Origin of the sequence: Psychrobacter sp. WY6 (assembly GCF_018448495.1) — a bacterium.
In the GTDB taxonomy this organism is placed as follows: domain Bacteria; phylum Pseudomonadota; class Gammaproteobacteria; order Pseudomonadales; family Moraxellaceae; genus Psychrobacter.
This window is the reverse complement of sequence record NZ_CP049902.1, coordinates 2,534,234-2,558,808: the sequence shown is the minus strand read 5'-3', so window position 1 is coordinate 2,558,808 and position 24,575 is coordinate 2,534,234. Positions and strand designations below refer to the sequence as shown.

Genomic DNA, 24,575 nt, shown 5'->3' with positions numbered 1-24,575 from the left:
GGTTCTCCTTAATCCACAAAACGGCCTTTGAGGGCGAATAAACCTTGTGGACGTTTTTGAATAAACAAAATCACAAGAACCAGTAACACAATCTTAGCCATCACAGCACCAATGCCAATCTCAAGCACCGTACCACTGACACCAAGACCTAAAGATGCCAATACCGCGCCCCATACTTGCCCAACACCGCCAACCACGACGACTAAGAACGCATCAATAATATAAGTTTGACCTAAGTCGGGTCCGACGTTACCCACTTGTGCTAGAGCGCAGCCAGCGAGACCGGCCAACCCTGAACCAAGGCCGAATGCCAACATGTCGATGCGAGCAGAGGAGATACCAACTGCACGTGCCATTTGCCGGTTTTGAGTCACAGCGCGCACAAATAGCCCAAAGCGAGTCTTGTTCAGTAAGTACACCAACAGCATAAGAATGATGATGGTAAAGCCGATAATAGCGATACGATTGAAGGGGAGCACAAGGCTCGAGGATACTTGATATGCACCGCTCAACCAGTCGACATTGCTGACTTCGACGTTTTGTGCGCCAAATATCATCCGAACCAACTGCATGAGAATCAGACTGACACCGAAGGTTGCCAGTAAGGTTTCAAGCTCACGACCATAAAGCGGGCGAATAATGATTCGTTCGATAACCATGCCAATAATGGCACTAACTAAAAAAGCGACGGGTATAGCAGCAACCAGATACCATCCAGTCATACTAGGAAAATACGCTTGAAAGAGATTTTGCACCATATAAGTGGCGTAAGCACCAATCATAATGAGCTCACCATGAGCCATATTGATGACACCCAGTAGCCCAAAAGTAATGGCCAGCCCTAATGCTGCGAGTAGTAAGATGCTTGCCGTACTAAGCCCCGTGAATAGATGACCTATCCAAGTACTGATGGTAATGCGCTGCTCAATACTATCCTCAGCGTCTAACAGCGCAGATTTGAGCACAGGATCGATATCATCTGCCGCCAATGCTTTTTTAACATCCACTAATACTTGTGGGCTATCGCTATCAGCAAGCACGGTAAGCGCGGCAATTTGCTTGGTGACGTCGCCATCTCTAAAATCAATTCTTGCTTGTAAAATACTCAGCGCCGTTTTGACATCGTCGTCTTGCTCATTAGCGGCAGCAGTACTTATAAGTACTGGATCTAGCTGTTCGATATTGTCCGCTAAGATGGCAACTGCCTGCACACGTTGCGTAGGATCGTTTGACTCAAGCTTAACCTTGGCTTGTCCAAATACTAAGGCTGAGCGTAGCGTATTGGTCAAAGTCACTTGCGCCAAGTCACTAGGCCACTCGGTGGTCAGCTGCTTAGCAGGATAAGTAAATAGCTCATCTTCGCTGTTAAGTAGGTAGGTTTGCCCACCATTACCTTGGTACAGCTCATCGTTTTTTATCAGCTCAACTAAAGTATCCAAACTCTCAACTGACCCCGGCCACTGGTTGAGCATGGTTTGGCGAATGGTGAAGTCAGCAGCAACGAACTGTTCGATAGCATCCCCTTTACTTATCGCAAGATCAGCTGATGTTGTTAGAGACTGCTTGTTTTGAGCAAGCAAGGTGTCGTCTTGAGCAAGTAAGGTCTCTTCACTTACAGCATTGGATGTCGCTGCCACAGTATTAGTCGATAGTTTCTCGCCATGGCTGTGTACTGCTGATGTCTCGTGAGCATGAGCAGGCGATGTGATAGCAATGAGAAGGAGTAAAGATAGTAAGGCGATGATAAAAGTTTTGTTAAAATAATTGGCTTGCGCGTCACTTTTATAATAGGAAGAGTAATGTGACATGATGGTTCCTTTTTTGCAGTCAACACTCCTTTAACCTCTACTAAAAACTGTTTTATCAGTAGAGGTTAAAGGGTTGCTGGTATTGATACCATTAAGGGGCTAAGGATTATGGACTGAGGCTTGGGTGACCATAAACTTATTTAGGGATGTACTGACTCCATGGCTCAGCACGAATGACTGTTGGCGTTTTGCTGATTACATCGAACTGACCATCGGCACGGATTTGACCGATCATGACAGGCTTCCATAAATGATGGTTTTCCTCATCCATTTTCAGCGTGTACCCTGATGGCGCGTCAAAAGTCTGACCTCCCATACTAATACGCACTTTATCGACATTAGTCGTACCAGCTTTTTCGACTGCTTGTTTCCACATATTGATACCCACGTAGGTGGCTTCCATAGGATCATTGGTCACGACCTTGTCAGCATTGGGTAGCTTATGATCCAGCGCATATTTCTTATATTTTTTAGTGAAGTCGCTGTTGACAGGATTTTTAACCGACATAAAGTAGTTCCATGATGCCAAATGCCCCTGCAATAAGCTGGTATCGATACCGCGAAGCTCTTCTTCTCCTACTGAGAATGCCATGACTGGAATATCAGATGCTTTAATGCCTTGGTTGGCAAGCTCGCGATAAAAGGGTACGTTTGAATCCCCATTAATGGTAGAGATAACCGCCGTCTTTTTACCGGTAGAGAAGCTTTTAATATTACCAACGATGGTCTGATAGTTGCTAAAACCGAAAGGGGTGTACTCTTCCATGATGTCTGTTTCAGCGACTCCTTTAGACTTTAAAAAAGCACGCAGTATCTGGTTAGTAGTCCGAGGATAGACATAATCGGTCCCAAGTAAGACAAAGCGTTCTGCACTACCACCCTCTGGACTCATTAAGTATTCAACGGCAGGAATGGCTTGTTGGTTAGGTGCAGCACCAGTGTAGAAGATATTTTCTGACTGCTCTTGACCCTCGTACTGAACAGGGTAGAACATGAGGCCATTTAACTCTTCAACGACAGGCAGCACGGACTTACGTGATACCGACGTCCAACCACCAAATATCACATCCACTTTGTCTTGAGTTAACAGCTGACGTGCTTTTTCAGCGAATAACGGCCAATCAGAAGCGGGATCTACGACGATTGGCTCTAGCTGCTTACCCAACACACCGCCATTGGCATTAATTTCATCAATGGTCATGAGCGCAGTATCTTTTAATGATGTTTCAGAGATGGCCATCGTCCCAGATAAAGAATGCAAGATACCAACTTTGATGGTGTCACCATCTGCCACAGGGGTAGTAGCGATCTCGGCCGTTTCGGTTTTTGTGGCTGTAGAATTGGTTTCTGCACTGGTTTCCGCAGGTTTTTGACAACCTATAAGACTTAAGCTGCCGACAACGGCTACTGCTAGCAGAGACAAACGTGATGTCAATTTTGAGTCGATACGATAATTTGTACTGATAGGAGTAGCAGTGATAAGCGTTGGCAATAAAGACATATATTTCTCCAGAAAGATAAAGTAGCAGCCTGGTAGGCCGAGTGAACGAGCCATTCCTAACTGCTATTAATACTTCAATATCTATGCCAATATAAAATACTAGACAAATGCACCAATATCGGTCTTTTTAGGAGATATTGCATTTTTTCGCACCATGATGGTTTTTATGATTTTCTATGCACCATTTATGTCTGGTTAAGAAATGCTAAAGCGGTAAAATATGACGATATCAGAAGCGATGTTTTTTTGAGTTCAGAAAGTGTGAACAGAAGGAAATTAAGAAGCAAACGTACTAAATGATATTAACGCAACTAAAGATAAGTTTTTTTAGCTAAAGCACGTTAGCCATTACGCTTGGTAGCTAGCTTGGGATGAAGTCTGACATTTAGTTTTTATAATAGGGTGCTGATCTATGCTGAAGAAACCGTAAATTTACCCTGCGTAAGTAAAATATTTATTCGCTTATTTGTATCAGTACCAGTAAAATGCGAGACTGTTTTCTACACGAGTTTATGAGTAACCAATGATACGTTTAACTGAAATTAAATTGCCGTTAAATCATGCACCTGAAGAGTTAACAACAGCAATAACCCAAAACTTAAAATTTCTGCTGAGAAAATGGCGTCATTTGTGATGTTTAAACGTGGTTATGATGCTCGTAATAAAAGAAATATCCAATTAATTTATACGCTAGATATCACACTGACCGACTCGGATTTGACCAATGATTTACTGGTTCAGTTTGAGTCAGACAATCATGTTAAAGCCACACCAGATACCAGCTACAAATATGTAGGTGCAGCGCCAGAGCATTTAACTGAGCGTCCTGTTGTTATTGGTTTTGGACCTTGTGGGTTATTAGCAGCACTTACCCTTGCTCAAATGGGTTTTAAGCCTATTATCATTGAACGTGGTAATGAAGTCAGACAACGCACCAAAGATACCTTTGGTTTTTGGCGTCAGCGTAAATTAAACACAGAATCTAACGTACAATTCGGTGAAGGCGGAGCAGGTACTTTTTCTGACGGTAAATTATATAGCCAAGTGAAAGATCCCAATCATTATGGCCGTAAAGTCATGACCGAGTTTGTAAAAGCTGGCGCACCAGAGGAGATTTTATTTGTCAGTAAACCGCACATAGGTACTTATAAGTTAGTCACCATGGTAGAAAAAATGCGTGCCGAGATCATAGCACTCGGTGGGGAAGTCCGTTTTGCTACTCGCGTAGACGACTTGCACATCACTGACTCAAAAGTAACAGGCGTGACACTTAATACTGGCGAAACCTTAAAAACGAACCATGTTGTTTTAGCTGTTGGTCATAGCGCCCGTGATACCTTCCAAATGATCTATGATAAAGGCGTGTATGTTGAAGCAAAACCTTTCTCGATTGGCTTTAGAATTGAACATAAACAGTCAACCATAGACCAAGCACGCTTTGGTGACAATGCTGGAAACGAAATACTAGGCGCTGCGGATTATAAACTGGTTCATCATTGCAAAAATGGTCGTTCTGTCTATAGCTTCTGTATGTGTCCAGGCGGAACCGTGGTTGCCGCCGCATCAGAAGGCCGTGTGGTCACTAATGGTATGAGTCAATATTCAAGAAACGAGCGCAACGCCAACAGTGCCATTGTGGTAGGCATCGACCCAGAGCAAGATTACCCAAACCACCCCTTGCTGGTATCGAATTACAAAGACAACTAGAAACCTTAGCGTTTGAATTAGGCGGCAAAGACTACAGTGCACCAGCGCAAACCATTGGTGATTTCTTAAAAGGTAAACCAAACTCAGAATTGGGCGATGTAAAACCCTCTTACACACCGGGCATTACCTTAACCGACTTAAGCAAAGCATTACCTGACTTTGCCGTGGATGCCATACGTGAAGCCATTCCAGCGTTTAATAAGAAAATCCAAGGATTTTCATCTGATGATGGGTTACTCACTGGTGTAGAAACCAGAACATCGTCACCAATCAGTATTAAACGTAATAAAGAATTCCAAAGCATTAACACCGAAGGCTTATTCCCTGCAGGCGAAGGCGCTGGCTACGCAGGTGGCATATTGTCAGCAGGGATTGATGGCATAAAAGTGGCAGAAGCCGTGGCAAAATCGATGTTGAAGATAGATTAAGAGCGGCTTTAGGTGAACTCTAATATTAAAACGCTCACTTAGATAAAAGCATGTGATCGGTAAAGCCTTTCAAGCTATAAAATATAAAGCTTGAAAGGCTTTTTTGTGTGTTGAAGGTATGCTGTATGAAAATACATCGTCAGTTATGCAATGTTATGATGCGATAAGACATTAAAAGACCCCACAACTGATAGGCTGTGAGGTCTTTTGATTACTTTTGACAATGTTTGTTGGTGCGCCCACCAAGACTCGAACTCGGATCGATCGCTTAGGAGGCAACTGCTCTATCCTGTTGAGCTATAGGCGCATTTTGGAATAACATTGTAGGAAAAATTGCTCATAAAAGCAATCAACAAAATATAAAGATTTTATGATTAATTGCCATTACTCAAGGCGTCAGCGACATTCACAGTGTTGGCATTTGATGCTTCTTGTGTACGTGATGTTGGATTAAATAAATCATTTACACTGTTTTTATAACCTTCAATATTATAATAATCGTACTTTGCTAATATATCTTGTCCGGTACTCGAAAGTAAAAAATTACGGAAGTTAATAGCAGCAGTATTTTCTGTCAAGATAACCCCTTCAAGCGCTTGCTTGTCTCTCAGTGCATAGCTGAAAGAATTTAGGGTACGTGCCTCTGCATTGTCAGTCTCAGCAGCATCTACTTTTTATCATCAGTATTGCTGATATTTGCTTTGTCTTGGTTTATTTTATCTTGAGCCGCTTTTAGCTCTGCTTGTAACGGTGTGAGACGGTCTGCAGATAGACTGTCGTTAGCGATGATCATGTCTATATCAGCGCCTAATTCTGAGCGTTTATCATGGCTAGGATTGGCGTTTGATAATGTTAAGAGGTCGCTGGCGGGTACATAACTTGGCACAACCTGCACATGAGGATAACGAGATTCGAAGCTAACGATGATATCGTCCAAGGGTGCTTGTAAATCCTCTTCAGCCTTTATATACAGCGTACTGTCGGTGAGGGTATTTACCTCGTCTTGAGTGGTGGCTGACGACTCATTTGCATTTGCCATGATCGGTAGGGGATCTATATTTTTACGGTTACTGCTCCATAACCACGTAAAGATTGCAATAAAGATTATCAGCAGCAGTAAAATTAGCCCAGCCAGTAGCAGCTTGTAGTCTCTCATATGTTACTGCTCTTCTCTTAATGGGTTTGTGTCAAGTTTACATAAAATGCGGTGTGTGACGTATGATTTTTAAAGCTGTTGGTGTAACACTTCATCTGCTAAGTCCGCAAGCATATCTGCAAAAACATCGGTTTCTGAATCAGGTAAAAGTTTTTTCTCGCTATTATTCTTATGACCAATTGTACTATTTTGATTGGATAGCACAGGTTGATCGTTTGAGGGGGAGGTAACATCATTGTCAATGGCTTTTATTTGGTGTGCAGCCAATGGCGATTCGCCCATCGTAAGCTTGTCTTTAAGCCATTCAAAACCATGGGCTTCCCACCATGCTTCAAAGCGTGGCAGTGTGCTCCCACGCACTGCGACAGGCAGATTCAATGTTCGCAGTTTTTGTGCAAGTATGGGGTCGTTAATGGCTTGATGGATGCTCAAATAAAGCGAGCGACTGTCATCAGTATAGGGCTGTCTGTTTTGCCACGATCTGTCGTCAATTTTCATACGTGGCAATTGCCACAATTCACCGCGATAGTATACAACATATAGACGTCGTTTAGGATGAACGAAAATGGCATCAATGGGACGCAAGGGCATAGTATTAAGTTATTCCGTTAAAAAAGGGTTATGGACATAAAAATTACAGCAATTAATCTGACAACAGCACTGACTTCTCTATTCGTAAATATGAGACTTATCAATGCGACACTATCTGTCGTAAGATATTATAATAGTGGCACATATACTAGTAAACGATAGCTATCGATGGCACACTAATCAGCAGCCTATTTTATGATTGTTATAAATAATCACTGATGATGCAATGATAGTTAATCGTTGTTGTCATTTGCATCGTGTTTATGACAGCCATGCTAGCAGAAATACATTGTAGTAACGACCGCGAAACATAGATTGGTGAGTATCCTTCGTGGTATTCCTTAGCAGCCATCAATATGCATTAGAGAGTTAACGCAAATGTTATTCCATTTCAGGCATTCACGACCGTCTACATCACACTATCACTCATATTATAACTTCAATCAGACTATCCTCTATGTTTACCATTATTCAATCGCACCGCACCGAAAACCTTGTTGATCAACTGCTTGTGCAATATCAGTCTAAGGATCAGCCTGTTTTTGAGCCTTTTATTGTTATTGTGCCGTCAATGGTATTGGGCGATTGGTTGGACAAAACCATTGCCAGTCGTGCTGGGATTAGTACCTTGGTACGTACTAAGTTTTGGGGTCAGTATCAGTGGACGCTCATGCAGGATGTGTTAACCCGCCATAACGCGTATTTGTTAGAGAATGACCCTGAAGCGGCAACCCTAAATGTGCCAGAAGTGGCGGTGTTGTCACCAACGGTCATGCAGTGGCGATTGTTTGGGTATTTGACTTACTATCAAGAGTCGATTGTTGCAGATGAGAAACACCCAGTCAATCCGCTATTGGCATCTTTGATTGATGACCCACAGGCAAGTGCTCAACAAGACAGCTTACAACAGGATAAGGCGCAACAAGATGCCCGTATTTGGCAGCTGGCAAGCGATTTGGCAAGAGTGTTTAACCGCTATTTGACTCACCGTGAGGATTGGTTGGCGTTATGGTCGTATAACAAACCGCTAAATGTAGATGAGTTGATAGCAGATAAAGATGCACTGTCACTGCGTTTTGATAAATATGCGCGCGGCACGCCTGAATGGCTGGTGGAGCATTATGTTGAGTTAGAGGCGGCGCAACGATTTTTGTGGTCGCATTTGTTTGCTGACGTTCATCTACACCGTGTGGCACTTGAAGATGTCTTCTGGTCGGCTTTGAAAGATAATAAGGCGAATGAGCGTGCTCAGTTGCCCAAAGTACTGCGCATTTTTACCATTCAACAGTTGCCACAGACCGAGCTTGATTTTTTACAGCGCTTATCGAAGTACATGAATATCACGCTATTACATTATAATCCGTCAAAGCTGTTTTGGGCCGATATCGTCGATAAATCATGGTTACAGCGCCAACAGATTATTAACCCTGAAAGCGTGTTTTTGCGTGATTATGGTCACAGTTTGCTATCACGTTTAGGCAAGCAGTCGCGCGATGCTTTTGCCATGCTTGCCAACTTGTCGGGTAATGAGCAGTACGACGATGCACTGGTTGAATGGCAAGATAATTTTGATGATACGCTGAGCATTGGTTCTAATAATGGGGTTGCTGCTGAGTATATCTATGATGCTAGTAGCGCTCAGAATAGTCCAAGTTTGTTAAAGCGTTTACAGAACGATGTGTTAATGCTTGATGAGCAATCGACTCAGCAAGCAACGGCTGCTACAGTCTCGCAAGCGGTAAGCCAGCAAATAGAGTCAAGTTTTGATGAGGATAAACAAGAGACAGCTTGGTATGAAGATGAAGCGTTAGAGAATAAGCGTTTTGAGATAGACCGTTTTTGGGCAATTTCTTCCCAAGATAATAGCCTAAGCATTCATTCGTGTCATAGTTTGCAGCGCCAGCTTGAAGTGTTGCGTATTATGATTGGTCGCTGGTTAAATGAACCTATCAAGCTTGGTGAAAAGAAACGTCATATATCTGACATTGTTGTGCTGCTACCCGATGTCGAGCGCCATCATGCGCTGATTGGTTCTATCTTCGTCAATGGTAAGGGTCAAGACGGTTTGACTTTGCCTGCTAAAGTGACAGGTGTTGTTGATGCCGATATTCGCCAGTTATGGGAAGCCATTATCGGTTTTTACAAACTATTGGGTAGTCATAGCGCTCGTTTTGAAGCAGCTGAAGTCTTAGACTGGTTGATGTTGCCGCCCTTGTTTGAAAGCTTTGGACTGACTCATGAGCAAATGAGCCGTGGCTGTGATTTGTTGGTAGAGGCAGGCTTTATTCGTGGTTTTGACGAGCTGCATCTTAAGCAAACGTTAGATAGTAATGACTATGACTATCGCTTTAGCTTTGCGCAAGCGTTAGACAGATTGACGCTAGGTCTGGTCATGCCAGAGGCTGAGTTGAGTGATTGCTTATATGCTCTAAATGAAGATGAATGGCCAAGCACTGCCTTACCAGAAATGACCTTACCGTTACCACAAGTGAGCCTAAATGATGCGTTGATTGTTGAAGCGCTTTGCCGCATTTATACCGGTTTGGTCGCACGAAGGGATGACCATACAAAAAAAATGAAAGCGGAAGACTGGCTCGATCAGATTGAGAGACAAGTGATTCATCGTTACTTTGGTGATGTGGATCAAACACGTACCATGCGAGCCATCTACAATGCGATGAATGGCTTTAAGTCAAGTCTACGAGCCAATCGTCACTACAGACAGTACTCCAGTGGCGATAGCGCCAACAGAGAAGTAGAGCAGAGGCTAGCAGGTGTAGAGCAACTACCGCTTAAATTAAGCTTTATGTTAGACAGTATCGAAAACGAGCTTGAGAGTCAGCAAGTCAGTGCGGAGCCGACTGGGGTGATTACCTTTGGTAAGTTTGGTGCCTTAAGAAACGTTCCTTTTGAGTTGGTGGTCATGCTCAACATGGATCTCTCAGAGTTCCCTGGGCGTGACCGTGATAACCGCTATGATTTGATGAAAGCGACTAACTCACGTCGTGGTGACAGAGTCAGTGAGGACGATGATAATGGCGCATTTTTAGATGCGCTGTTATGCGCGCGCAGTGCTTGTTGGATGTTCTACAACGGTCAAAGCCTGACGGATACCCACGAGCACCTGCCAGCCAACCCAGTAAGCGAATTGCTACAGTTTTTGCAAGGTGAGGTGCAGTGGCAGGTGAATTCGCTGGATACATTGCCTGAGAATATTGATCCCACTACCGAGAGTCTCAAGCGCTATTTGCCTAAATTGATTAAGCAGTGGTTAGTGACTGAGCATCCTGCTCTGCCTTTCCATGAGAGTCTGTTTGAGACCGAAACTGAAGGCGCTGATATTTTTGAGCAAGCGTCTACTGATATTGATGGCAATGCTAATGCCAACGTTAATATCAATGCTCAGGATGCAAGCCCTGTTGATATGATTGATGAACTGGATGCTTTATTAAATACAGCGATGCGTAAAACCAAGCTGGCTCAGAAAAAACAGTTTCCACCTGCGCCGCTTTGGCAAGCGGTGTTTGATACATTGAAAGGGCGAGTGGCTAGTAAGCCTATGCAACTGGTTGGCCTACCCACAAGAGCACAGTATGAGTCAATTGCTCAGGTGCTAGGTCAAGGCTTGGGACAATTAGGTCAAGTAGACAATCAAACCTTGTCTGCATTGGCTGATATGCTAGCGCTAGATACGGTAGTTGATACTAGCAATGGTAGTAGCATGACAGAGGCGCTCATCCAGAATTTATCTGATACTGTGTTTGATATTGGAGAGATAGACATTGAAGGGGTGCTGGCTTACCAAGTACGCCATCCTGCCAAAGCGTTCTTACGGTCTCAGAAGGTGCATGTGGTGCAAGGTGAAGAAGCACTATCACATCAAGAGCCATTATTTTTAGACAGTTTGACTACCTATCAAATCAAAGATCATTTGATTAAGCAATTGGTCGCCGATGAGAGTAAGGCCAATGGCGGTGATACAACTGCTGAAAGTTCCACTCCAATCCTGATGTATCAAAAAATTATGCCCGCTGGTGTCGCTCGCCAAACTACATTACCCAATCAACAACAAAAACTGCAACAGCAATGTTTGGAATTTAAAGAGCAGTTAATAGCTAATGGTTTTGGCGAAAATATTGTACCTAATGAAGATGGAGCAGAGGGTACGACAGGTTTGCAGCTACAACTAACGCCAACCGCCGAGCATCCTGTCCAGATAGAGCTGGCAAACTTGCTAAATAGTATTAATAACGAGTCAAAAAGCCAAGCAGATATCGAAGAGGTAGAAACGCTGCTCAAGTTGTTGCCTAAAGCCATTAAAATAAAAGGCTCAGTACCCATATTAGCACCAGTATCATTACCAACAGCAGTGCCGATAGATGCGCATGATAGCCACTCTCATATTCAGGCGGGCATGCCTTATGCTCAGCAATCACCTAAGCAGTGGTTAAACATATTGCCCAATTCTGCCAGTCCTAGGCATTTACTCAAATTTTGGTTATCACATTTGTATTGGCAAGTGGTCAGACGTACCACTGCCGAGCAAGTGGTATTAAATGATGGCGTGAGTATTTGGCGCTTTAATAAGCCTAGCTCGCAAATCAAAAAATATGACAAAGTAATCGCATTTAAGCTAAGCCCCATTGTGTATGAAGATGCTGTGATTGAGCTGATAAAATGGGCTGTTTTTGGTAAGTTAACAGGTCTAGTACCTATCACGTTATTACCAGAATATGCACTCAATTACCTTGATCAGTGTTCAAAATCTGAAGATAGTGAAGGCGGCAGTTATTGGCTAAAACGAGCAGACTTTTCAGATTGGTTACGGTCTGGCTATCATACAGACACAGTATATGATACTTGCTCTCAGCATGCCATTTGGCAATATGTACTACGTGATCAAGATGGATTTAAGGCTTTGTCAGACGCGTTGACCACCTTGGCGCGACCATTGTACGAGCCGATGTTTACTGCGTTAATTGACTTAGATGGCTAGCCCATTATCTAGAACAGCCTCTAATTAATTTTTGCTATCTTGTTTTAATAAATAATAATTAAAAGTATGCGCCCATATGACAGACTTGACTGATCTAACCAATATCATTGAACTTTCTACACAGCCACATTTATTCGATGAGCACTCAGATGCGCCTCACTCAGATCCTATGAGTGAGCGTAAGGCTGATGTGATACCAGCAGTTGATGTTGACCTAACGGGCAAGCACCTGATTGAAGCGTCTGCTGGTACTGGTAAAACTTGGACGCTAACAGGCATTGTATTGCGCCTGCTAATTGAAGCACGACGTGCGCCAGAGCAAATTATTGCTACTACCTTTACGCGAGCCGCTGCCGCTGAGATGCGTCAGCGTATTCATGATCGTTTGGCGGATTTTTATCAATTATTGCAGTGGGTCAACAGTTTAAGTGCTGACATCAGTAATAAGGAGGCTTTGTATCCCAATATATTGCAGGTGATGCCTGAAAGCGATAAGGATAAACAAGAGGGCAAACAATCAAGTACGGATTTAAATACTGAGATAGGCGCTGATGAGTTAAACCAAGACCTTGCTACTGATAAGCAAGCTGCTGCCACAAAGCGTGTACAAGCAAAAAAAGACCGTGAAGACTGGTTGGTAGCACAGGCTAAATATGTGCGCTTAGATGGCATCATGCAAGATCCCATTAACCTGCATCTCGTCGGTTATTTGCTGGATCACGTGTACAGCTATCCAATGACGGAAGCTATCAGGCGTACCGCACTGGTTTTAACCACGTTGGATAAACTGTTTGTGGGTACGCTCGATAGCTTGGCGCAAAAATGGTTGACGGAGTACAGCAGCGAGACGGGTCACCAGCAGGGCATGGGGATTATTGAAGACAGCAGTATTGAACAGGTGACTGACAGCATTGTTCATGATGAGCTACGTCAATTTCAGAGCCGTTTGTATTATGAGCAGCCTAAACTTTACGCGCTAATGGATCAGCAAGGTAAGCTGACTGCCGTGAGTGATCATAAAAAATATGTGACTCGATCGCTTAATTTTATCTCTGCGCCGATTGATGAGATTGTAGTAAATGACTTTTCGTTTGAGGGCTATGAGCGGCTTATAAATACTATCATTGGGCGCAGCGATGAGCTTGATATCTTTTTTAAACCTGACGGCGAGTACTATGACGTTCCCAAAGGACAGCTACAAATAATAGAGACTCTTGGCCGAAAATCATTCAAGCATTAAAAGATTTTGGTCCAGCCGCTTACAAATTTATATCAGACGCAAAAACTTATACAGGAAAGTTAATACAAGCTTTTCAGAAAACTGATGACGTAGGCAAACAATTCTATAAACCAAAAGATGGCGAAAGAGTTAATCTGATATTTAATGAGTCGCAGGTCGTTCGTGACTTTAAACGCTATATTGAAGAAAGCAAAAAGCTCGATGAATACATAGTGACTGTTTTAGCCAATCTTAATCGTCATATCGTGCTGGCGGTACGTGACAGGCTACCAATTATTTTGGAAGAGCGTGGTGAGACTACCTTTAGCCTGCAAATGGTGCGTTTAAACCAAGCATTAACTGGTCGTCAAGGAGAGAAGCTGGCACGTTATATCCGTCACCACTATCCTGTGGCGTTGATTGATGAGTCGCAAGATATCAATGGCGCACAAGCCATTATGATTGAAAGCATTTATTTGCCAAAGAAAAAGGGCAAGGTTGCTGATAATGATAAACAGTCAGCTACTAAAAAAGCCAGCCATGAGTTCCTGCTATTGGTTGGTGACCCTAAGCAGGCTATTTATGGGTTTCGTGGTGGCGATGTGGCTAACTATAACTACATGAAAGCTCAATTTGATAAAAGCACGCTTTGGACGCTCGATATTAACCGACGCTCAAATGCTGGTGTGATTAATGCCCTAAACTGTTGGTTCGGCATGGCTGATGCAACCACTGGTGAGAATAAGTTAGCTCAATTAGGCGCAGGTATTTATTACCAGCATATCAAAGCGGCAAAACCAGAAAATCTGTCTTGGTTTAATGAACCAGACGCTCACAGCACTACCTTAGTGACTGAGGTGCTCTCTGCCCAGCCAGTGAGCGTCTTACACTTACCTTATGATAAAGACAAAGAGCTTGAGTACGATGAGCATGAAATCACGGCGCGTCATATTGCGACTTTGCTTAGTAGTGATCAGACCTTAAAAGGCAAGCCTATCCAGCCCAGTGATATCGGCGTGCTGGCACGTACCAAAAAAGACTTAAAGCGGGTTGAGGATGAGTTGGTTAAGCTTAATGTACCGACCTTAACTACCAGTGATGTCAGTATCTTTGAAACCATCATGGCAGAAGATGTGGCGGCGCTGCTGAGTGCCATGCTATATCCGTATCGTCATGACATGATTAATCGGGTGTTGACCAGTCATCTATATGGACTGAGTATTAAAAACATCAAAGCCATGATGACGGATCATGAGTCAGGCATTACTGAGGGCAGTAGTACAACGAGCTCCCATTCACACAACTCTAATTCTAAGGATACCTCAGTTAATGAGGCTACTGATAATAAAAAGAGCTATCAAGACTTTATTACTTATCTAAAAGAAGGCGCACAACGTTGGCAGCACTTTGGCATCTTGTCGGCATTGCATTACTTGTTAGATAAAAATCCCATACAGCCACAAGGCGTTTGGCAAGCGCTAGCGGCTCGTCCAGAAGGCGATCGTCATATCATGGATTTGCGTCATGTGATGGATATCTTGGCGCAGTATGGCCTAGGTATGGGTGAGCATGAACTATTGGCTTGGTTTAGACAAAATATAGATGCTGCCCCTAACAGTGATTGGGCTAAGCAATATCCACTGCCTACAGAATCTGGCGTACAGTTGATGACCATTCATAAGTCCAAAGGACTTGAGTTCCCCATTGTCTATGTATTGGGAATGGGTGATGCCAGTAGGAAGTCTGGGAATAAGGAAGACTACGGGTTGTACTTGTACAATGCCCAACAAGCGCCTTCAGCGCTAGTGCATAAGTCGACAGAAGTTTATCATTCGATAGATAGTGAATCAACGGGAAACCAGCGCCGCTTCTCATCCTTAAAAGGCTCAGCGACTACAGAGGACTATTACACCAATATCGAAACGCGGGAAGATTTCGATGAGCTGCGACGGCTTGGTTATGTGGCATTTACTCGTGCCAGCTTTATGTCGTGCTGCGAGATCCTAACAATAAAAAGGATTTGAGTTAAAGCCGGTGTTTTATTGGTTTGAATCACCAGAAGCGAAATTTGAGTTGCCTGATAGACTCAAAGGTACGATAGGCATGCTCAGAGGGCATAAGGTCAATGAGTTCTACGACAAGAATTACGCAAGCAACGATACTAAATCAGCAGGCGTAAATGACAATGTTCAGCTCGCTCTTACCAAGTCAAGTGCTCATAAGCCTGCCACAGAGACTATTGAGTATGCGCCTTTTGCAGAGGTTATGAAAACCAATTATTTTTATGGTTGGGCTAAGACCAGCTTTACCGCTTTGGCACGTCAGCTCGATGAATCTACACAAACAATGGCGATAATGGATGAGCGTATTGATGATGCGATAGACATCGATATGACAGAGTCTTCAGTTTCAGATCTCCATTCACTTAATAGCAAAGAGTCTCTCGAACAAGACAGTGAACTAAGCCTCAAATCAGAGGATGATGTCCGCTTTACCTTTGTGAAAGGTGCTAATGCGGGTACGTTCTTGCATGAGATATTTGAAAAAATTGATTTCAACAATAAAGCGCAGTGGTCTCAGGTTATTGATAGAGCGATCAGCAGCTATCAACTGCCTCTAGTTTATAGTAGCGCTGAGGCAAGGCCGTCGATCACAAGCGAAGAAGCAAGAGCAAGGCGATGACGGTTCATTCAATACTAGTTCACTTGATCTTGCTTCAATAGATGCTACCAAGCATGAGGCACTAATCAATTGGATTGAAGAGGTGCTACATGCGCCGCTATTGGCCTCCAATCAACCATTAAACTCTCTTAATGCAGGTCAGCGGTTTTCTGAGTTAGAGTTCAATATGGGGTTGTCAGAGAAATTTAAAGTACAGGATATCACTAAACTCTTCCAACAATATCTCCCTAATGAGATGGACAAACACGTCACTCTTATTCCGCAAAACAAAGCGCATTTGTATCGTTATTTACGCGGCGAAATTGACTTAGTGTACGAACATGCTGGCAAGTATTACGTTGTCGATTATAAAAGCAACTTTCTAGGAAATAGCCTAAGCGATTATAATGAAGATACACTTAAGCAAGCAATGTCCAAGGCAGGGTACTGGCTACAAGCAGCGATTTATCAAGTAGCGTTACATCGATTCCTTTCAATGAGAATACATGATTATGCAGGCAATGAAGATAAGTATTTAGGCGCTGTGGAGTATGTTTTTTTACGAGGTGTGTATGATCCCAACTCTCAAGCAGCTGATGATCTATCACAAGATGTTAAAGAGGCTGATAATAGCCACTCAATGCACAACGACCGCTATGGATTAGTGACGTGGGATATTCCAATTGAGTTCATTAAGGCTCTAGATGCGTTGTTTGGCATGCCCAACTAGTAGGTTATAAGTAATGATTAAATGCTAAAAAACATGATATCGATTAACTATTTCAACATAGAGACAAGCATACTATGAGTAATAATAAAAAAGAGAGCAAGGCAGTAATTGGGCTACAAAAAAGCTGGGCTAGTAACATCAGTGATTATATATTGCTACGCCGCGAGCAAACGTATTTAGCGTATAAGGCAACGGATGCAAAAGCTAATACTGATAGTAAGCAAGTCGATAAAACAGAAGAAAGTAATTTATTCACCGCTCTATTCGTTATGTTAGCGACTCACTTGGAAGAGGGGCATACTGTATTGACCATTGAGTCCTCTGAGCATGAGGAAGCATTGCAAGGTCAAATCAATGATGAGGCAGTTACGCTATATGCTTGGCAGCAACAGTTATTAGAGATGCTAGCAATGCCAATCTTTGCGCTGATAGATAGCAAACTAAATACGCAATCAGAAGATGACTCTATAACTGAAAGGTCGCTATTCGTATTGCTAGACACGCTATTTGATAAGAGAGATCAGCTGTGGATGCAATTGGCGCTTAGCAACCACGAAAAAGAGGTACTAACCAAGCGTTTTGACATGATTGCTACACTATATCACTTATTGAAAAATACGGACTTAAGTTTTTTTATGCGCCTAGTTAACGAACACAATTTGTTAGCTGAGGTTAATAGTAGCATTAATAATAACGATAAATTAAATAGCCTAAGCAAAAAAAATCAACCTATTATTTACAAACAGGTTGACAGTCGAAAAACAGAAGGTTCAGCAGTATTAATAATTTTTTGGCTACATCGTGCATGGCAAGCAGAATTTAACTTAGCACAGCACATTAATACTATTTTAAATCAACAGATAATCCCTCTAAATATATCAATACCCAAAAATTTAAACGATCAGCAGATAGCAGCTATTAATGTGACTAATAATAATGCATTTAGTATTATTACTGGTGGTCCAGGTACAGGTAAAACCTATACCGTGGCTCAGTTAGTCATTGCGCTGCAACAAGCGACAGAGAGTGGGGGATACAGGGCTGGAAATATTAGATTCAGTACAGATAGTGCCAGTCTGGCATTGGCAGCACCAACTGGTAAGGCCGCCCAGCGCATGCAGGAATCTTTACAAGCTGCTCTCGATGCAGCAGATATTGATCTACAGTTACAAGAAGCTAAGACAATCCATCGTTTGTTAGGTATTGGTCGGACGGGTAGACCGCGCTACGATACTAACAATCCACTTGGCGAAGATATTATCATCGTTGACGAGGCGTCGATGCTCGGGGTCGAGTTGGCTAATTATCTCGTAAGTGCAGTGAAACCAGGTGCAAGGCTTATATTGCTAGGCGATGCGAACCAACTAGCAGCAGTCGATGCAGGAGCAGTATTGGCTGACTTGTGCCATATCCCACTGTTACAACCCATTCATGCAGAATTAACCGAAAGCCGCAGGTTTAGTGCAGAATCAGGTATTGGCAAACTTGCCTCCCAAATTAATCAGGCAGAGGTAGATACGCAAGCCATCTGGCAGCTGTTAAGGCAAGATGAAGCCTTGAGTTTTCAATATGTAAATACGCTGCAAACAAATGAGTTTAAAGATAATAAGACAAGAAATAGCCTAAGCAATAAGGAAATTATTTCAAAAATGTCGCTAAAATATATCAAATATATAAGTAAAGTAAAAGAACTCCTAAAAGATCCAATCGAAAAATCCATGCCAGAATCAGTAAAAAATACGATTACATCATTAATGGAGACATTTAATGAGTTTAGAATTCTAAGTGCTGGTCATAATGGTGAATGGGGCGATCACTACATTAATAACTATCTCACTCAATGGCACCTAACTGAACTAAAGCTACCACTGGGTCAAAACACATGGTTCCATGGCCGTCCTGTGATGGTTTTACAAAACAACTACGAGTTAGGATTATTTAATGGTGACATTGGTTTTTGCTTACAAACATCGGATGAAAGAAGTCGATTAGAAGTTTTTTTCGAGAATAAAACACAGGGGATTCCCGTCAACCTGCTAAATGAAGAGGTGATTGCCACCGCATATGCGATGACCATTCATAAATCGCAAGGATCTGAGTTTGAGCACGTTGCCATTACTTTTGATAATAGTCATGCTAGATTGCTAAGCAAAGAGCTTATTTATACGGCGGTGACCCGTGCTAAGAAACAGGTAACCATATATAGTACAAAATCTGCTTTTGAAAAGGCTGTTCAAACACCTACTGAGCGCCATACAGGTTTGGCATTACAGTTTTCTCAGCGTTAATAGAAAAATGCTCAGAAATATAAAAAGAGGACTAGAGTTGCATACCTTTGATACGGTGCTAGAGTATATTAATGAAATTATTTATAAACCCAACCAATTCATTATTGCTTCAACTAAAGAAGAGCAACAAAATCTAGAATATGCTGCTGGTACATTTGAATTAATGAACAGACTGACTGTCAAAACAGTTAGATTCAGAGTAGCTAAACAACACCTACTAAAGTAGGGCAGTTCGTTACCTTTTGGGAAAAGGATTCCAAAGGTATTAATCAACCTTTTCAATATGATTCGTCACCAGACTTGTTAGTAATCACGACATTTAAAGACAACCATACATTGGGGCAGTTTGTTTTTCCAAAAAATGTCTTGCTTAGACATCATATTCTTCAGTCTCACTTTACAAAAGGTAAGATGGGTATCAGGGTGTATCCTAGCTGGGATAAGCCAACCAGTAATACCGCTAAGAAAACACAGAATTGGCAACTCGATTATTTCTTCGTGGTGACTGGTACAAACATACTGCCTACAGAAAACATACGGGCTTTGTATGAGTAGCAAAATTAACAGTAAGTGCAAAATCTAAGCAATAAAAAAGCATCCAAATCGGATGCTTTTTTTGAACTCAAATATAGAACTTAAACTTTGTCTTCTTTGATGGCATAGATGCCAGGCAGATGACGCAAGTAACCATGGAAATCCATACCACAGCCATAGACATAACGATCTGCAACATTGATACCGACAAAATCAACATCAAAATCTTCAACTTTACGATCATGCTCTTTATTAAGCAACACACAACACTCAAGTGATAAAGGTTTTTCTTTGCTTAATTCTTCGACAACTGTTTTTAGCGTGATACCTTCATCAAAAATATCGTCAATCAGCAATACATGCTCACCTTCGATACTAACATCAGGTTTGAATTTCCAATCTAGCTCATTGGTGCCTGCATTATCACGATAGCGTGATGCATGAATATAATGCATGCGATGGTAGAACGTCAAATGAGTCAGAAGTTGACCAGCTGGAATAAGTCCACCATTCATAACAACCATAACGATTGGGTTTAAACCAGCATAATGTAGGTTGAGCTGGGCGGCAAGGCGCTCATAAGCAGCGGCTACTTCGATGCTACTAATAAGGCACTCTGAGTTGCGTAATGTTTTTTCAATTTCTTGGTTGCTGATTTGGGTCATCGGGTGCGCCTTCGGTAAAAAGTGCCGCTTATTTTAGCAAATTTTAGTGAATTTGCCCAATACCATCTGTCTTTTGAGGCAAAATTAATCAAATACTGGCATTTATTCCGGCTTTTCTACGATGAAAGGGCGGTAATAGTTTGCTAAACGATTTAAAGAGCGATCAGGTAGGTCGGGTAGCAACTTATTTAAGGCCATACTCATGCCTTTATCAATGGCGGCTTTGGCAACTGGGACAGCTTTGCGTTTAATCATGCCAAGTTTCAGCGTTTCAGCATAGCGGCTGATAAAATGAGTCAATGTCTCTTCATTCATGGTTTCAAGCGCTGTTTTAAATGCTTTCATATCTACTTGCTCAGGTGTGATAGCAGCAAAGCCTTTTTCGATGGTTTGCGCATCTGCATCAGATAATTTGAAACCCACTCGTTTTACACCTTCATTATCAATAAACGTCGCCCGATCTCTCAAGAAATGAAAGCTTGGCATTACTTCTTCGTTATTCTCTTTACCGAGTAAGATGTTAAGCAGCGTATCTGTTGCTTTTTCAACTGTGCCAACAATTTTGCGCATCGAAGCTTGACGTTCAGGGTTTGGAATAATATCTACCAATCCAATCAACAAATTGTCGATTAGATCACGTGCTGTTTGATGCGTCAGGGCATCACGATATGGGTATTCCACCTCCTCATTTGAGGCAATCACTTGCTCAGCGTCAATGATTAATGCTTTCAATTTATGAAGGTACAAACCCAAATAATGCGCCATGGTGCTTCCTTTATTTGTTGTTTTTCATGTTTAACCAGCGTTACATTTGTCGTTAAATCAGTTAGTATCTAAATGGGTTGCAGTCAAAGACTCACCATATGCTGACTAGTGACATGTGCTAACGATAGAATGCAAAGCCTTATTAATGGATTGATACCACAGTACTTCTATAAACAGCCTTTGGACAGGTGCGCTAAGTCACTAGTCGCCGACTAATTTAACATATTTTTTATATTCTAAATTAAAAAGCTTGAACTTATAAGGCTACCTATTACTTGTCTAAGGAGAGATAAGATGAATAGTGCAATCGTGCTAGTGTTTGCTGTTGCCGCGATGCTTTGCGGTTATCTGTTTTACTCAAAATTTATCGCTACTAAAATCTTGGCATTGGATAACAGTATCCCCACGCCAGCGCATACTATGAAAGATGGGGTGGATTATATTCCCACCAATAAATACGTGCTATGGGGACATCATTTTACTTCAGTCGCAGGAGCAGCGCCGATTATTGGTCCTGCCATTGCCGTTATTTGGGGCTGGGTGCCTGCTATCATTTGGGTAGTATTGGGCACGATTTTTATGGCAGGTGTCCACGATATGTCAGCCATTTGGGCTAGTATGCGTAATCGAGGTCAGTCGATTGGCTCGATTGCCGTACCGTCATGGGTACACGTGTACGTAGCTTGATGATGATCGTTATCTTCTTATTATACTCATGGTAAATGCGGTATTTGGTGTCGCTATTGCTAATATGATGATAAAAACCCCGTCCGCTGTGCTACCTGTTTGGGGGGCTTTGATAGTCGCCTTTATCATCGGTCAGTGTATTTATCGCTATAAGATGAATCTGGTTTGGGTATCAATTATTGGGGTCACGGCTTTATATGGACTTATCTACCTTGGTCCTATGTTCCCTGTTGTATTGCCTGAGACATTCTTAGGCTTACCTGACAATGCCGTTTGGATTATTATCTTGTTTGCTTATGCGGCAATCGCTTCTTTATTACCGGTGTGGATGCTCTTGCAGCCGCGCGATTACATCAATGGCTTACAGTTATTTGTCGGTCTAATTTTGTTATACGCTGCCATCTTTATTGCGACGCCGAATATTGTCGCGCCAGCGATAAACACAGCATTGCCAATCGGTACGCCATCTATGGTGCCTTTATTGTTTGTGACCATTGCTTGTGGTGCAATCTCAGGTTTTCATGGTTTGGTGGCAACGGGTACGACATCTAAGCAGATTGATAAAGAAGAAGATGTACGTTTCGTTGGTTACTTCGGTGCCATGGGTGAGGGCATGCTAGCACTTGGTGCGATACTCGCGGCAACAGCAGGCTTTGCAACCCTTGGCGACTGGCAAGCAGTGTATCAAAAATTTGGCGACGGCTCTATTGGTGCCTTTATTGATGGCGGTGCGACCATATTGAATGCAGGCGTCGGTATTGATATGGTTTTATCACAGACGATGCTGACGGTAATGGCAGCATTGTTTGCGGGTACTACGATGGATACTGGGGTACGTCTGCAACGCTATATCTTCCAAGAGTTTGGTGAGATTTATAAACTGCCCGTGCTGAATAAGAGTGTGGTGGCAACATTGCTTGCCGTTGGTAGCTGTTTATTATTAGCCTTTGGTGCTGGTGGCATCGATGGTGCTGGCGGTATGATTATTTGGCCGTTATTTGGCACGACGAATCAGCTAATGGCTGCACTAACCTTGATGATTGTTACCGTTATATTGTTACGTAAAGGCAGACCTGTGTGGTATACCTTGGGGCCATTGTCATTCTTACTGGTCATGACGGTTTTTGCGTTATTGATTCAGCTAAAAACCTTTTTCAATGACGGTAACTGGTTACTTATTATTATGGATATCATTATCTTGATAGCCACAATCTTAGTAACGTTTGAGAGTTTATCAGTACTCCGTAAAGAATGGTCGATACACAGAGGCAAAAGTAATCTCTAAACCCTCTTAAATAATTAATGAAATGTCAGATAAAACGCTAGCAGCAATTGCTGGCGTTTTTTGTCTCATATAGGCATGATAGTTAATAAGCATCCGAAAAAGAAGAGTGATTATGGAAAACACGGATATGACAAAGCCTATAAAAAATATTGAGCCATGGTGGCAAAGATTTGCGGCAGGGTTAAACGAGTTTTATCATGCGCCTTATCGTCAGACAATGGCACGCGCCGCGCGTGATGAAGAAGATTTTTTCATGCTACTCATGTTTGCGGAAAGCTTAGGTATCGACAATCCGGCAAGCTTTTATACGCTAGAGTTGCAGCCTTTGTTTTTAGAAAACTTCCATGAATGGCATACCAGAATGGGTATGGATAGATGCCCTTTTGACCACGTAGGTTGCTGCTAGTTTCCTTTGAATTCATTAAAATGAGATACAAGTATGGCATTACACCCTTTACCCGCATTGGTAGAGCAACTGGCAAAGCAGCCGATTATATTTATCGGTGGCAAGGGCGGTGTCGGTAAAACCACCACTGCCGCCGCACTTGCCAGCTATTATGCCAACCAAGGCAAAAAGACACTGATTGTCTCGACCGATCCAGCACACAGCTTGGGCGATGTGTTAAACGTCCCGCTCAAAAACCAAAAAACAGTAGTAACTTCTTGTCTAGATGCTATTGAACTAAACCCTGATATCATCGTCGATGAGCATTTTTCCCAAGTTGAACGCACCATTACTTCCTATGCAAACCCAGACATGATGCCAAAAATTCGCGAACATCTACGGCTATCAAAATCAGCACCTGGCGCACAAGAAGCCGCGATGCTCGAATCCATGTGTCAGCACTTGGTTGCAGCAGCAGATGCCGGCTATGAGCATATTATTTTGATACCGCACCGACGGGACATACACTGCGTTTATTAGTGCTGCCTGAAATGATGGGGGCATGGACGGATGGATTGCTAGCGCAGCAGCGGCGGCAGGCAAAACTTCGCTCAGTGGCAAATCATTTAGGCAGTCATGAACAACACAATAACAAAAGACTTAGCTAATCCATTTACCACAAAAAAAACCGACCGCTGGGAGCAAGCTATCTGTACTAGAAAAACGCAAGCAGCTGTTTCGTCAGGCAGGGTTGCTACTGCATAACCGTACACAAACCGCCATTGTATTAGTGATGACGGCTGACGTATTGCCACTGGCTGAAACAAAGCGGGCGATAGCTCAGTTAGAAGACAGTAAGCTCATGCCAGCCGCCATCGTTATTAATCAGTTGATAGCACCAACTCAGTCTGATGATTTTTGGCAGCGTCGTGCTGAACGCCAGCAACAATTAATGCAAGATATTGAGCAAAGCTTTCCCAAGTATCCGCTATATTCTATTTATTTACAGCAAACCGATGTGCGTGGTATTGAGGCATTAAGCGCTCTTTTAATAAACGGATTAGATTCATAGGATATATGACCATATAGGTAATCTCTCTCTTTTAAAACTTTAAAGTAAATACAATAAAAATTAACTATAGTATGGATTTATTTGTTTACTTATTAGG

13 protein-coding genes, 1 tRNA gene and 4 pseudogenes are annotated in these 24,575 nt (G+C 42.5%); 10 read left to right on the top strand and 8 right to left on the bottom strand.

Translation table 11 applies throughout. The features are described 5' to 3' along the window. Window positions 1-8: 8 nt before the first annotated feature. A complete protein-coding gene (urtB, locus tag G7Y90_RS12725; RefSeq protein ID WP_201560954.1) occupies window positions 9-1,808 on the bottom strand; it encodes an urea ABC transporter permease subunit UrtB in 1,800 nt (599 codons plus the stop codon). 136 nt (window positions 1,809-1,944) lie between these two features. Then, complete coding sequence (urtA, locus tag G7Y90_RS12720) at window positions 1,945-3,255, bottom strand: urea ABC transporter substrate-binding protein (protein WP_201560966.1); 1,311 nt, start codon at window positions 3,253-3,255, stop codon at window positions 1,945-1,947. Window positions 3,256-3,927: 672 nt separating this feature from the next. Between urtA and G7Y90_RS12715 the strand changes: the two are divergent. Beyond that, window positions 3,928-5,444, top strand: a pseudogene (locus G7Y90_RS12715) (NAD(P)/FAD-dependent oxidoreductase). A gap of 231 nt (window positions 5,445-5,675) precedes the next feature. Here G7Y90_RS12715 and G7Y90_RS12705 read toward each other — a convergent pair. The 4 genes from G7Y90_RS12705 to G7Y90_RS12690 all read right to left on the bottom strand — a co-directional run bounded on the left by G7Y90_RS12705 (window position 5,676) and on the right by G7Y90_RS12690 (window position 7,191). Further along, window positions 5,676-5,751, bottom strand: a tRNA-Arg gene (locus G7Y90_RS12705). Between the two features lie 67 nt (window positions 5,752-5,818). After that, entirely contained in the window at window positions 5,819-6,022 is a 204-nt protein-coding gene (locus G7Y90_RS12700; protein ID WP_250162537.1) for a hypothetical protein, read from the bottom strand. 89 nt (window positions 6,023-6,111) lie between these two features. Beyond that, the gene (locus G7Y90_RS12695; protein ID WP_250162536.1) at window positions 6,112-6,600 is read right to left on the bottom strand and encodes a hypothetical protein; all 489 of its coding nucleotides are present in this window, start codon (window positions 6,598-6,600) and stop codon (window positions 6,112-6,114) included. Between the two features lie 69 nt (window positions 6,601-6,669). Then, window positions 6,670-7,191, bottom strand: a complete 522-nt coding sequence (locus tag G7Y90_RS12690; protein WP_201581311.1) for a hypothetical protein — start codon at window positions 7,189-7,191, stop codon at window positions 6,670-6,672. A 457-nt stretch (window positions 7,192-7,648) separates the two neighbouring features. Here G7Y90_RS12690 and G7Y90_RS12685 point away from each other — a divergent pair, with 457 nt between their 5' ends. The 5 genes and pseudogenes from G7Y90_RS12685 (at window position 7,649) to G7Y90_RS12665 (ending at window position 19,640) form a co-directional block, all read left to right on the top strand. Continuing rightward, window positions 7,649-12,187, top strand: a complete 4,539-nt coding sequence (locus G7Y90_RS12685) for an exodeoxyribonuclease V subunit gamma (RefSeq protein WP_250162535.1) — start codon at window positions 7,649-7,651, stop codon at window positions 12,185-12,187. 76 nt (window positions 12,188-12,263) lie between these two features. Continuing rightward, window positions 12,264-16,797 (top strand): annotated as a pseudogene (locus G7Y90_RS12680) (UvrD-helicase domain-containing protein). Window positions 16,798-16,871: 74 nt separating this feature from the next. Further along, on the top strand, window positions 16,872-19,085 hold the full coding sequence (gene recD, locus G7Y90_RS12675) for an exodeoxyribonuclease V subunit alpha (RefSeq protein ID WP_250162534.1): 2,214 nt from the start codon (window positions 16,872-16,874) through the stop codon (window positions 19,083-19,085). 37 nt (window positions 19,086-19,122) lie between these two features. Further along, window positions 19,123-19,311 carry a hypothetical protein gene (locus G7Y90_RS12670; protein ID WP_250162533.1) on the top strand — a complete coding sequence of 63 codons (189 nt, stop codon included), beginning with the start codon at window positions 19,123-19,125 and terminating at the stop codon, window positions 19,309-19,311. 38 nt (window positions 19,312-19,349) lie between these two features. Beyond that, window positions 19,350-19,640, top strand: a complete 291-nt coding sequence (locus tag G7Y90_RS12665; protein ID WP_250163995.1) for a MepB family protein — start codon at window positions 19,350-19,352, stop codon at window positions 19,638-19,640. 80 nt (window positions 19,641-19,720) lie between these two features. On the opposite strand, the gene G7Y90_RS12660 is transcribed toward G7Y90_RS12665, so the two are convergent. Next, window positions 19,721-20,284: a hypoxanthine-guanine phosphoribosyltransferase gene (locus G7Y90_RS12660; RefSeq protein ID WP_045447249.1), complete on the bottom strand. Its 564-nt coding sequence runs from the start codon at window positions 20,282-20,284 to the stop codon at window positions 19,721-19,723. A gap of 102 nt (window positions 20,285-20,386) precedes the next feature. Then, the gene (locus tag G7Y90_RS12655) at window positions 20,387-21,049 is read right to left on the bottom strand and encodes a hypothetical protein (protein WP_250162532.1); all 663 of its coding nucleotides are present in this window, start codon (window positions 21,047-21,049) and stop codon (window positions 20,387-20,389) included. A gap of 294 nt (window positions 21,050-21,343) precedes the next feature. On the opposite strand from G7Y90_RS12655, the pseudogene G7Y90_RS18060 reads away from it, so the two are divergent. The 4 genes and pseudogenes from G7Y90_RS18060 (at window position 21,344) to G7Y90_RS18575 (ending at window position 24,478) form a co-directional block, all read left to right on the top strand. Then, a pseudogene (locus G7Y90_RS18060) lies at window positions 21,344-23,021 on the top strand (carbon starvation CstA family protein). A 112-nt stretch (window positions 23,022-23,133) separates the two neighbouring features. Beyond that, on the top strand, window positions 23,134-23,427 hold the full coding sequence (locus G7Y90_RS12640) for a cory-CC-star protein (protein WP_193007426.1): 294 nt from the start codon (window positions 23,134-23,136) through the stop codon (window positions 23,425-23,427). A 33-nt stretch (window positions 23,428-23,460) separates the two neighbouring features. After that, window positions 23,461-24,074, top strand: a pseudogene (locus G7Y90_RS18580) (ArsA family ATPase). Between the two features lie 83 nt (window positions 24,075-24,157). After that, window positions 24,158-24,478, top strand: a complete 321-nt coding sequence (locus tag G7Y90_RS18575) for an ArsA family ATPase (RefSeq protein ID WP_349773350.1) — start codon at window positions 24,158-24,160, stop codon at window positions 24,476-24,478. Window positions 24,479-24,575 lie beyond the last annotated feature (97 nt).